Genomic DNA, 12,529 nt, shown 5'->3' on the forward strand with positions numbered 1-12,529 from the left:
GCACCCAAGACCATCCTTATCGCCATCGCACGCCAGCTTCTCGTCATCCTCAATGCCATGATCCAGAAAGGTCAGACTTTGCAGATCACATGATCAACACAGTTGCCCCCAACTTGCCATCCAGCCCTCGACGTGCAGTCCTTCAACTCTCGTGAACTCACGAGAGTTGCCGGTCACAACAACAAGTCCTTTGCTGCGTGCATGTCCCGCAATCATCAGATCATAAGGGCCTATCACGCAGCCCCGGCGCTCCAGATCGGTTCTGATTTCCGCCGCATAGCGACGGCTTCATCATCAAACGATAAAACCGACAGGCGCCGCGAACAATTCAACCTGCCGCCGAACCTTGACGGGTTCCGACGATTTTTCAGCCCAATACAGAAGGTCTTATAACACGACATCGGAAACACAGAGTGCTTCCGCATTGTCATTGAACCGCTTGCACACGCCTTTGGGGCGGTCGCGCAGCACGCGGATGCAGAAACTCGTCTCCAGCAGATAACGCAGCATCAGAAGCCGTCACGCTCCTGCATCGCAGGCTGATTGCGGGGGGCCAGATCAATGCCGGGCGCGACAAAAAAATCATCCCATGCGGCATCCGCCGGCGCGATAATCCAGCACGCACCATCGGAAATGATGACCACTTCTTTCAGATCACCGTCAAAAGCCAACGCTTTGGGTAAACGTACGGCTTGGGAACGATTTGAAAGGAACAGAGTCGTACGGGCCAGAATGACACGCTCCATATTGGATATATGCCTTGTATATCCGCGTCCATAATCAATGAAATTCGCAGGCTCACTGTCCACCTGCGCGCAGATCAGGACAGGTCCTGAAATTCCTACAGGATAGAAATCTCAGGCAACCAGCCTACGGCAAAGCAGAAGCCGGAAAGCCCACCTCAGCCCCCCGCCACCGCCTCAACCGCCCCATACTCCGCGCTGTAGCACATCCCCTCGATCCACGCCCGAATGTCATCCGGGCGCGGCACCGTCGCCATGCCGTTCGCGAACAGATACTCCGCCAGCCGGCAGGCCGACGTCACCTCAACTTCCAGAATCTGCGATTGCGGCGGATACAGCATCCCCCGCGCCTGCGCCGAAGGCGAAACCTGATCGGCCAGCGCATGCGCGGCCTCGATAATCAGCCCGTCGGTAATCAGATGCGGCCGCGTGGCATAAACCGCCAGCCCCAGACCGGGGAAGATATAGAAATTATTGGCCTGCCCAGGCCGGAACACCATATCCCCCCGCATCACCTGCGGAAACTGGATGCCGGCGGCATACAGCGCCCGCCCGTCCGACCAGCCATAAGCCTGCTCCGCCGTGCATTCCGGGCGCGGGATCGACAGCGGAAAGATGATCGGCCGCGCATTGATCTCGGCCATCAGTTCCACCACCGGCTGGGTAAACGCACCCCCGGCCGTGGAAACCCCGATCAGCACGCTGGGCCGCACCCGGCGAATGGTCTCCAGCAGGTCGCGCGTCGGGGCCGCCGCATGGGCATAGCGCCGCTGTTCCTCGCTCAGATCGGTGCGCGAAGGCTCCACCAGCCCCTTCACATCCATCATGACGATGCGCGACCGCGCCTCCGCCACCGTCAGCCCCTCGGCCTCCATCGCCGTCACCAGCAGGTCCGATGTCCCCAGCGCCGAAGACCCGGCGCCGAGAAACAGGAAAGTCTGGTCCGCCAGTTGCTCGCCCTTGATGCGCAGCGCCGTCACCAGCCCCGCCAGCGTCACCGAGGCCGTGCCCTGAATGTCGTCGTTGTAGCACAGCACCCGGTCGCGATACCGCTCCAGATACCGGATCGCATCCGTGCCCTTCCAGTCCTCGAAATGAATGCAGCAGGCCGGAAACACCTCCTGCACCGCCGTCACGAATTCCTCGACGAACGCATCCAGTTCCGCCTCCGGCGGCGGCTCCCGCCGCAGGCCCAGATAGAGCGGATCGGCCCGCAGCGCGGCATTGGTGGTGCCGATATCCAACTGCACCGGCAGCGTGGTATGCGGCGGCACCGCGCCGCAGGCGGTGTAAAGCTGCAACTTGCCGATCGGAATACCCATGCCGTTGGCACCGATATCGCCCAGCCCCAGAATCCGCCCGCCGGTGGTCACGCACAGGAAGCGCACATCCGGCACCGGCCAGTTGCGCAGCACCTCGGCAATGCGCCCCTTCATGTCGAGGCTGATATACATGCCTCGGGGCCGGCGGTACAGATGGCTGAACGACTTGCACACCTCGCCCAGCGTCGGCGCATAGACGATCGGCACGAAACGCGCCGGGTCCGACATCAGCACTTTGTAGAACAGCGTCTCGTTCCGATCGACCAGCGCGGAGAGGTAGATATACCGCTCCAGATCGGTCGGCTTGGCGTCCAGATGCGCCATTGCCCGCTCGGCCTGCCGCTCCAGCGTCTCCACCTGCGGCGGCAGCAACCCTTCCAGCCCCAGCGCCCGCCGCTCGTCAGCGGTAAAGGCGGTTCCACGGTTCAGGAACGGATCGGCCAGCAAAGCCGTGCCGCGCAGGCTTTGGCGATCGGATGACGTCATGTTTGGGGTCCTCCATGCACTGATCAGCGGCCAAAGCCGCCCTACCGGGTCATTTCAGCAATAATCCTCAAAACCCGCCCGGAAATGCGGGCTGGCGAGCGAGAGCGCCGCAAGGCGGCGCGCCCGTCATGTATTTCCCAGCACCGAAGCGGAGCGGCCTCAATGGCCGCGAGCATCGGAGCACAGGAAACGCGCGTCGGCTCGCCATCAGCGCGCACCTCCAGGCAGGTTTTCATACGCCCGGCAATTCGTTGACGGCAACGATGCGCCACGCTTCCGGGAAACGCTCGATAATCGTCAGGGAAAGATTCTGGATCGAAAAATGCAGCGCCGTATCGGCATGCACGCGCAGCGCATGCGCCAGCGCCGCGCGGATCGCCCCGCCATGGCTCACCACGATCATGTTCCGGCCCGCATGAACCTCGGCCATCCGGTCCATCGTCTCGCCCACGCGGGCGCACACATCCAGCATGCTCTCGCCGCCGGGTGGCCGTTCGGAGGCCGCGACCGACCAGAACAGATGCGGCGCCAGCTTCAACTGGTCCAGCAATTCATGGTGGCGCAACCCCTGCCACGCTCCCAGCGACTGTTCCAGAAATCCGGGCTCCACCGTCCAGTCCCGCTCGCCATAGCCGGCCTCCTGGATGGTCCGCGCGGTATGCTGCGTGCGCCCCAGGGGCGAGGTAAACCATTGCGCGTTCTGCGGCAGCCGCGCGGCCAGCGCCTCGTACATGCCGCGCTGCGCCACCAGACTGTCGGGGCACAGCGGCACGTCCAGCGTGCCGTACACCCGCATCCGGGCATTTTCCTCGACCACCGCATGGCGGATCAGCCAGAAACGGGTGACACCGTCCGTCAGCTTGGGGGTGTCGAGGAAGTGACCGTGATTCTGGTTCATGCAAGCCGGTCCAATCAGGGCAGGATAACGGGCGGTCCGGTATCCATAGCCGGAAGCGGCGCGTAGGTCTGTACCGGGTCGGCCGCCACCAGCCTCTCCCAATAACGCAGGATCAGCCCGATCTTGGCCAGAACAAGCTGCGCATCGGCGATTTCCCGATCCATGCGCAGATCGGGCAGCAGCCCGTCATGGGACGGTTCACCCGAAACCAGCCGCGCTCCGGCCGACAGCCGCAGCGCCCCCGCCACCCCGCCCGGCAGCATCGGGTGCGGCAACGGCACCGGCTGGCCGACATGGCATAACTGCCCGGCCAGCACCCGGTCAGCCCCCTCCGGCACCACGCGCGACAGATCGGCATTCAGCCACCGATAAAGCGCCCGCGCCGGCTCCAGCCCCAGCGGTACGAACTCCGGCGATACGAAATCATCGCCACAGGGCAAGGGCGCCAGCGGGTCGCGCACGAAAAAGCTCAGAATGGTCCCGCGATCGTCCCACGCATCGGCCAGCGGCGGCCGCGCCGGATGCGGCACCGCCAGCCGCCGCAGGTCGGGGTCGGCGTCGATCGCCGCTTCCAGCGCGCCCAGAAACCGCGCCAGCCGCGCCCGCACCACCGGCCGGGGCACCTCCCGCAGCGCCGTCATCTCGGCCAATGCGGCATACCAGCGCAGCATCAGCCCCACATTCTCGCCCGCCGGCAGCCCCTGCGCCGCCGGCAACGCCGGCCACGCGGCCCGATGGCAGTAATCCGCCAGCCCCGCCGGCAACGCCCCTTCCCGCAACCGCGCCGTCACCCCCTCGGGCAGCAGCAGCGCGCCGCAGAAGGGCGGGCCGGTAAAGAATTTGGACCCGGTGATCATCACCATCCAGCCCCGGTCCAGGTAATCGCGCACCCGCGCCGGGTCCAGCCGCGCCTGGCAGGCATCCACCACGATATCGGGCACCGGCACGCCATCGGCACGGGCGGCCTCGGCCAGCCCGTCCAGCATCTCCAGCCCCGGCGCCAGCAGCCCGGTCTTGGACAGGTCCAGCCGGTGCAGCAGCACATGCCGCCCCGCCTGCCAGGCCCCCCGAGCCAGTGCGATGCAATCCCGGTCGATCTCGGCCGGCGCGCGCGACGCTCCGTCCGGCTGGCGCAACGGCACCGCCAGCAGCAGCGTGTCCGCCGGAAATCCGTCGATCAGCCCGCCCTTGGCCACCTGCGCGCCCAGCGCGGTGTCATTCGCGAAATGGCAACCTTTTGCCGCTAACGGTACGCCACTCCCCGTTTCCTCGGGGGCGAGAAGGATGTTGCTGACCGGATGGCCATCAGAACCCAGCATCGCCAGCGCCAGGGCATACAGTTCGCAATCGGTTCCCGATGGCGCCAGTACGACGCCCTGGGTCCCGGCCATCCCGTAATGGTCCGCGATCCGGCGACGCACCTCCGCGACCATCTCCGCCCGGACCCGCGCCCCGTCCCCCGTCAACCCGCCCAGCACCAGCCGCAGGCGCGCCGCCTCGGCCCCCGCGAAACCCCGTTCGGAAACCGAAGACGCGGTAGAGGACGCATAGGTCACAGCCCAGGGGCGCGGCCGATGAGACGACCCATAGTGATTCAGCCCGGTCGCCGGGTCGATCGCCAGCCGGGCATCCCCCCCCTCGGCCATCAATTGCTCCGCCGGCCCCAGCAGCGGCCACAGCGTCTCCAGCCGGGCCGCCAGCCGGTCGAATGCGCCGGCATCGACACACCCGGCGGCAACCGGAGGCTGCAAGCCCGCCAGTTCCGCCCATATCTGCCGCAGGCGGCCGGCACCGGGCGGTGCCACGGCGGCCATGTCGGCATGCCACCACGGCCTCGACGGCGGCCCCGGCGGCCCACCCGGCCCATCCAGTTCCGCGAACAGGGCGGCGGTCCGCGCCGCGCACAGCCCCGCCAGCACGCCATCGTCGGGCACGGCCTCGATCAGCCGGGCCAGTTCCAGTGCGTGGCGCAGCACGACCGGCGCGCAGGCCGGCTTCCGCAGGCAGGGCGCCCCCAGCACGACCATGCCACCGGCCCGCACCACGAACGCCCGCTCCAGCGCCGTATCCAGCCCGATGCGCCGCGCCCCCGCGATCACGCGCAGGTCGGGGCGTTCCAGAACGCAGGCCAGGTCATGGGTCAATCGTTCGGCGAGCACGCAAAAATCCCTGTTGCCATCATCATTATGCGCGCAGGCCCCCGGCGCGGCAATCGCCCCGCCCCCCGACGGACCATCACGAACCATCAGGAAAGGACCGACCCATGCAAACCCCAGGATCGGACCCCACCCCGATGACCAACCTGTCGCACCTGCACCCCTATCGCGCGAACGCGCCTGCGGCAAACGACCGCACGACCGCACCCGCGATGAAAGGCATCCTCCTGGCCGGCGGGTCGGGCACCCGGCTGCACCCCATGACGCTGGCCACCAGCAAGCAGTTGCTGCCGGTCTACGACAAACCGATGATCTATTATCCGCTCTCGACGCTGATGCTGGCCGGCATCCGCGACATCATGATCATCTCCACCCCCGACGACCTGCCGCAGTTCCAGCGCCTGCTGGGCGACGGGTCGCAATACGGCGCACGCTTCAGCTACCGCGCCCAGCCCAGCCCGGACGGCATCGCCCAGGCGTTCCTGATCGCCGAAGACTGGCTGGCCGGCGCCCCCTGCGCCCTGGCGCTGGGCGATAACCTGATCTTCGCCGACCATCTCGGCACGCTGCTGCAAGGCGCGGCAAAACGCGACAGCGGGGCCACCGTCTTCGCCTATCAGGTGCGCGACCCCGAACGCTACGGCGTGGTCAGCTTCGATGCCGAAGGCCGGGCCAGTTCGCTGGTCGAAAAGCCCGCCAATCCGGCCTCCCCCTGGGCGGTCACGGGGCTGTATTTCTACGATGCCCGCGTCAGCACCTTCGCCCGCCAGATCCGCCCCTCGCCCCGAGGCGAACTGGAAATCACCGACCTGAACCGGATCTATCTCGAAGAAGGCTCTCTCCAGGTTGAAAAACTCGGCCGGGGCTGCGCCTGGCTCGATGCCGGCGTGCCCGATGCCCTGCTCCAGGCCGGCATGTTCGTGCAGACCATCCAGTCCCGCCAGGGCATGCTGGTCGGCTCGCCGGCCGAGGTCGCCTTCCGCATGGGCTTCATCGACGCCCAGCAGCTCCGCACGCTCGCCGGCAGCGTTTTCAAGACCGAACTCGGCCGGCACCTGCACGACGTGGCCGAGGCGGCCGCGCCATCCACCCCCGTGCCGATCTCGGCATAAACCGGCACGCGATGGACATCCTGCCTCCGTCTTCCGATGCCCCGTCGCCCTGGTCCGCAAGCGGGCCGGAGGCGGCACCGGCCTGGCCGGCCGCTCTCCCCAGCCCCGCACGCCGCGCCCCCCGGGTCGCGATCCTGCTCTCCACGTTCAACGGCGCCCCCTGGCTTCAGGCCATGCTCGATTCGATCCTGGCGCAGGACTGGATGCAGTGGATGCTCCTGTGGCGCGACGACGGGTCGGTCGACGGCTCGGTGGCCATCATGCGGCAATTCCAAAGCGGTCCGGGGGCCGGGCGCTGCCGGGAAATCGACCCCGGCGGCGGCCATCTGGGCATCGCCGCCTCCTACCAGATGCTCCTGCGCGCGGCACCGCCCGCCTCGACCGTCGCCTTCGCCGAGCAGGACGATGTCTGGCTGCCCGAGAAACTCGCACGCGGCCTGGCCTGCCTGGCCGACATGCAGGCGAACGGCCCCGCGCTCTATTGCAGCCGGCAGATTCTGGTGGATTCCGCCCTGCGCCCGCTCGGCCTGTCGTCACCCCGCACCGAACGACCGGGCCTGCTCGCGGCCCTGGCGCAGAACGCGGCCGCCGGATGCACCGTCATGATGAACGACGCGGCACGCGCCCTGGCCACGTCCGGCACCCTGCCCGACACACCCGCCGCCCATGACTGGTGGGCCTGCCTGCTGGTACTGGCCGCCGGCGGCACGGTACGGGTCGATCCACACCCCACAGTGCTGCACCGCCGGCATCGCGGCGAACGACAACCATACGGTCCCGAGCGTTTCATGACGGCTTTCCGCCGGAATGTCCGCCAGTTGCTGGCCCATGAAGGGTTGCTCTCCGCAACGGCCCGCAGCGATCTCGGCCGCATCGAAGCCGTTCTCGACGGCCGCCGCCGCGACCGCCTGCGGCTGCTCAGGACCATGCCGGGGCTGCACCGGCCCCGATGGTTGGAAAACATGATTTTCCGGCTGCGTTTTATCGCCGGAGCGTGAGTCTTCGTTCTTTTTTGCAAAAAAGAACCAAAAAACTCTGATTCGTTCAGAAATTTTTTGCTGGGGACATGCGATGTTCCTAGCCCGCCGTCCGCATATTGCCCCGCCAGGGGCGCGAAGCCTGCCGCGTCACCCACGCCCGGATGCGCTCCAGCAGCAGATAGACGATCGGCGTCGTGTAAAGCGTCAGCAACTGGCTCATCACCAGTCCGCCGACCACGGCAATGCCCAGCGGACGACGCAGTTCGATCCCGTAGCCGCTGCTGACGATCAGCGGCACCGCCCCGAAGGCAGCGGCCAGCGTCGTCATCAGGATCGGCCGGAAACGCTTGGCGCAGGCTTCGCGGATCGCCTCCTCGGGCGACATGCTGCCGTCACGTTCGGCATGCAGCGCGAAATCCACCATCAGGATCGCGTTCTTCTTCACGATACCGACCAGCAGGATCACGCCGATCATCGCAATCAGCGAGAACTCCTCGCCCGTTATCCAAAGCGCCAGCACCGCCCCCACCGCCGCCGACGGCAGGGTGGAAAGAATGGTCAGCGGATGCACATAGCTTTCGTACAGAATGCCGAGCGTGACATACATCGTTGCCAGCGCGGCCAGAAACACCAGCAATTCGTTGATCATCGCGGTCTGGAACTGTTCCGCCTGCCCGGTAAAGCCGCCCTGGATCGACACCGGCACATGCAGCCGCACCATCGCACCACGAATTTCCGCCGTCGCTTCGTCCAGCGACCGCCCCGCGGCCAGGTTGAAAGAAATGGCCCCCGAGACGAAACCATCGCGATGCCCGACCGAAATCGAGGTCGGGCGATCATGGATCGCGGCCACCACCGGCAACGGCACCATCGTCTCGATGCTGGACGACACGGCCGACCCGCTCGAAGCCCCCGCCCCACCCGCCAGCCGGTTCGCGATGGCATTGCGGAAGGATTGCTGGCTCAGCGTCGCGACGCGCGAGGCGTCGCCGCTGCTGGGCGTGGGCACGCGCACCGTGTTGGACACCGTGCCGCCCCCGGCGGTCCCGCCCGAGGTCGAAACCCAGAAAGCCTTCATGATGTCGGGCGACTGGCGATAGACCGGCGCAACCTCCATCACCACATGATAGGTGGCCAGCGGGGTGGAAATGTTCGAGGCACTGCGCTGGCCATAGGCGTCATACAACGCCTGGCTGACCAGTTGCGGCGTCACCAGAAAGCGCGCGGCGGTATCCCGGACGATATCGACATGCGTTGCCACCCCGTGACCGGTCAGGTTGGTGGTGATGTCGGTCATTACCTTGCTGCCCTTCAGGGCGTCGACGATGCGCGGCGTCCACTCATAGATCTGCTCGGCATTGTCGCTGCGCAGCACGTAGCGATAGGCGCCCTGCTGCTGGCGGCCACCACCGCCATTCACGTCCCCCGCCGAAAACAGCGACAGCCGCACGCCCGGCAGCCCCTTCAGGCGCTCGCGCACGCGGGCGATCATCTCGTCGGGCCCGTCGCCTCGCTCATGCTTGCCGATCATCTGCGCGAAGGCCTGCCCCTCCACCCGCGTATCACCCGAAAAGGCCGCCACCGATTCCGTATCCTTGTCGGCCATCATCGCGGCACTCACGGCCTGGATCTTCTGGTTCATCTTCTGGAACGAGCCGGATTCGTCGCCACGGAAATAGCCCACGACCAGCGCCACATCCTCCTTGGGGATGATGGTCTTGGGCATCAGGACGATAATGCCCACGGTCGCCAGCAGGCTGAACGGCAGGGTCGCCAGCACCAGCCACCGGTGCCGCAACGCCCGGTCCAGCGAGCGGACATAACCATTCAGAACCGCCTCGAACACGGACTCGAAACCGTCGCCCAGGCGGCGCAGGCCGCGCCGCAGGGCCGACGCACCGGCGGGCAGCGGCGCCCCGTGCGCCACATCCAGCAGCAGGCTGCACATCATCGGCGTCAGCGTCACCGACAGGAACAGCGAAACCGTAACGGCGGTCGCCAGCGTCATCGCGAATTCGAAGAAGATCTTGCCCGGCGTCCCCGGCATCAGCAGCAGCGGCAGAAACACCGCGACCAGCGCGATGGTGATCGACAGCACGGTAAAGGCGATCTCGCCCGAACCCAGCAGCGCGGCCTCGCGGCGGGGCATCCCGTCTTCCATGTGGCGGGCGATGTTCTCCACCACCACGATCGCGTCATCGACCACGAAGCCGGTCGCGATCGTCAGCGCCATCAGCGACAGCGTATCCAGCGAAAAGCCCAGCAGGTACATCACCGCCAGCGTGCCCGCCAGCGAGATCGGCACCGTCACCGCCGGGATCAGGGTCGAACGCGGCGCCCGCAGAAACACCAGCACCACCCCCACCACCAGCAGCACCGAAATCAGCAGCGTCAATTGCGTATCGGTCAGCGAGGCACGGATCGTGATCGACCGGTCCATGCCCGGCGTCAGCGTCACGCCCGAGGGCAGGGCCGCCCGCATGCTCGGGATACGCTCGCGGATCGCATCCATCACATGAATGACGTTGGCACCCGGTTGCGGCCGCACGACGGCCATGACCGCGCGATGCCCGCTGAAATAGCCCGTCTGCCGCTCGTCCTCCACCCCGTTGACCACCGAGGCCACGTCGGCCAGACGCACCGGCCGCCCGGACCGGTATCCCACCATCAGGCCCCGATAGTCCTCCGCCCGCCGGGCCTGATCGTTGGTCGCGATCGTGTAGCGTTGCGGCCCCACATCGACATAACCCTTGGGCGTGTTGGCATTGGCCGAAGCCAGGGCCGAGCGGATATCCTCGAAACCGATGCCGTATTTGAACAGCGCATACGGGTTCATCTCCACCCGCACGGCGGGGGCCGAACTGCCCGCGATCTCGATCCAGCCCACACCCTTGATCTGCGACAGCATCGGCTGAAGATGCGTCTTCATGACATCGTACAGTTCGGACATCGGCCGGCTGTCCGATGTCAGCGCCATGATCATGATCGGGTTGTCGGACGGATTGGCCTTCCAGTATTGCGGCACCATCTGCAAGGTGGTGGGCATGTCCTGCGCCGCCGCCCGCAATGCCGCCTGCACGTCATTGGCCGCACCGTCGATGTTCCGGCTGTCGTCGAACGTCAGCAGGATGAAGGCCGTGCTGTCGGTCGAATCCGACTCGATCGAACTGATCCCGGCAATCTGGCCCAGCCGCCGTTCCAGCGGCGTGGTCACCGAGGTCGCCATCTGCTGCGGCGAGGCCCCCGGCTGGGTCGCCACCACATAGATCACAGGAACCGAAATGTTCGGCAGGTCCCCCACCGGCAACGCGCGGTAGGCGAACAGGCCCGCAAGCACCAGCGCAACCGCAATCAGCGTTGTCGCGACCGGGCGCAGAATGAAAGGACGGCAGGGGTTCATACGGAAATGCGCATAGCGGATGACAACGGCCTGTGCATCAGCTTTCCATCACGCCCGGCCGCACCCCGCCCCGGCCGTACCACAGCGCCGCGACGAAGAAGCCCACATAATAGCCGATATCGGCCCCGCCCAACCATCGGGCGACAGGACCGGTATAAATCTGGCTGGTCGAGAAAAGCAGAATGGTGACCACCGAAACGACAATGAAGATCGTCGCCCCCCGCGTCCAGCCGGCAGGGACGGGATGCACCGTACGGTCGCCGAAATACCAGTCCGCCAGCACGATGCCGATCCAGGGCGCGATCCAGTACATCGTCACCACCAGGTAATCGGTATAAAGCGCCGCATACCGCCCGGCTCCGGCCACCGCCAGCCCATAGCCGAGCGATGCGGTGATAATCGCCGCCAGCACGCGCGGAATATGCACGCCGGCGGAAATCAGGCTGTAGCTGGCGGTATTGTCGTTGAACGAATTGCCGGTCACCGACGACAGCGCGATCACGGCCAGCACCATCGGCCCCAGCGGCCCCGCCGCATGTTGCAGGCTGGCGATCACCGCCGTCGGCGACGGCTCGGCGACGCTGGCCGCCGTCAGCAGGCCGAGGATCTGAAACGGCACCGCTGAACCCAGCAGCCCGGCCAGCGCCAGCCACACCACCCGCCCCGGCGCGGTATCGGCCGGCAGGTAGCGCGTATAGTCCGAGGAATAGGACGCCCAGGACAGGTTGAAACTGGCCAGGATCGCCACCGCCAGCAGCATGGTCGCCAGCGTGGGCGGATGCGCCGCATGCGGCAGCGCCCCCCCATGCCACGCCGCCTGCGACCCGATCACCGCAAAGGCCGCCAGCAGCGCGGCGCCGAGATATTTCTGCAACGCCTGCACCACGTCGTGGCCGTAGATGCTGGCCACCATCTGTGCCGCGGCCAGCACGCCCAGCGCCAGCCAGAACGGCGGCGCAACCCCCGCCACGATCGACAGAAACGCGATCAGCGCCGTGGCGGCGGGCACATTGTTCACCGCGTCCCACCCGACGCAGTAAATCCAGTTGAGAAAGGCCGGCGGCCGGATACCCAGCCGCCCCAGCGCCCGGCGCGAAGCCTCCATCTGCGTCAGCCCGGTCGGCGGGCCGATCGCGGCCGCCAGCGCCACCGGCACCGCCCCGATCACATTGCCGATCACGATCGCCAGCAGCCCGAAGCGGAAATCCAGCCCCAGCGAAACCAGCAGCGCCCCCGTCACCCAGCCACCGGGGCCGAGATTGGGCGAGAAATGGCTCCAGAACACCCGGTCCAGCTTCATCGTCTTGCGCTCGGCCGGAACCGGGCGCGACACGGCGGCGGCGCCTAGCTCCTCCATGGCCGGGGGACGCAGAAAGGACATCGACAACAGTCCGGACCCCCGATCATGATGACGTCGAAAGCAATCGTGGCC

The 12,529-nt window shown here is 66.6% G+C and carries 8 protein-coding genes and 1 pseudogene; 2 read left to right on the top strand and 7 right to left on the bottom strand.

All coding sequences use genetic code 11. From position 1 onward, the window contains the following. Positions 1-93: 93 nt before the first annotated feature. The 5 genes and pseudogenes from HLH25_RS20775 to HLH25_RS12415 form a co-directional block, all read right to left on the bottom strand. A pseudogene (locus HLH25_RS20775) lies at positions 94-510 on the bottom strand (PIN domain-containing protein). After that, on the bottom strand, positions 510-746 hold the full coding sequence (vapB, locus tag HLH25_RS12400) for a type II toxin-antitoxin system VapB family antitoxin (protein ID WP_182974363.1): 237 nt from the start codon (positions 744-746) through the stop codon (positions 510-512). Before vapB ends, HLH25_RS20775 begins: the two are co-directional and overlap by 1 nt. Before the next feature lie 155 nt (positions 747-901). Then, complete coding sequence (locus HLH25_RS12405) at positions 902-2,551, bottom strand: NAD-dependent malic enzyme (protein ID WP_182974364.1); 1,650 nt, start codon at positions 2,549-2,551, stop codon at positions 902-904. A 232-nt stretch (positions 2,552-2,783) separates the two neighbouring features. Next, on the bottom strand, positions 2,784-3,449 hold the full coding sequence (locus HLH25_RS12410) for a histidine phosphatase family protein (RefSeq protein WP_182974365.1): 666 nt from the start codon (positions 3,447-3,449) through the stop codon (positions 2,784-2,786). 14 nt (positions 3,450-3,463) lie between these two features. Continuing rightward, positions 3,464-5,695, bottom strand: coding sequence for a hypothetical protein (locus HLH25_RS12415; RefSeq protein WP_246402159.1), 2,232 nt, complete (start codon positions 5,693-5,695; stop codon positions 3,464-3,466). Between the two features lie 122 nt (positions 5,696-5,817). Here HLH25_RS12415 and rfbA point away from each other — a divergent pair, with 122 nt between their 5' ends. Then, positions 5,818-6,717 carry a glucose-1-phosphate thymidylyltransferase RfbA gene (gene rfbA, locus HLH25_RS12420; protein WP_182974461.1) on the top strand — a complete coding sequence of 300 codons (900 nt, stop codon included), beginning with the start codon at positions 5,818-5,820 and terminating at the stop codon, positions 6,715-6,717. Positions 6,718-6,728: 11 nt separating this feature from the next. Next, entirely contained in the window at positions 6,729-7,715 is a 987-nt protein-coding gene (locus HLH25_RS12425) for a glycosyltransferase (protein WP_182974367.1), read from the top strand. 79 nt (positions 7,716-7,794) lie between these two features. On the opposite strand, the gene HLH25_RS12430 is transcribed toward HLH25_RS12425, so the two are convergent. Together HLH25_RS12430 and HLH25_RS12435 are read right to left on the bottom strand one after the other, a co-directional pair. Then, positions 7,795-11,097: an efflux RND transporter permease subunit gene (locus HLH25_RS12430; RefSeq protein WP_182974368.1), complete on the bottom strand. Its 3,303-nt coding sequence runs from the start codon at positions 11,095-11,097 to the stop codon at positions 7,795-7,797. Positions 11,098-11,134: 37 nt separating this feature from the next. Then, positions 11,135-12,478, bottom strand: coding sequence for a purine-cytosine permease family protein (locus tag HLH25_RS12435; RefSeq protein ID WP_246402174.1), 1,344 nt, complete (start codon positions 12,476-12,478; stop codon positions 11,135-11,137). Positions 12,479-12,529 lie beyond the last annotated feature (51 nt).

Origin of the sequence: Gluconacetobacter dulcium (assembly GCF_014174165.1) — a bacterium.
Taxonomy (GTDB): Bacteria; Pseudomonadota; Alphaproteobacteria; order Acetobacterales; family Acetobacteraceae; genus Gluconacetobacter; species Gluconacetobacter dulcium.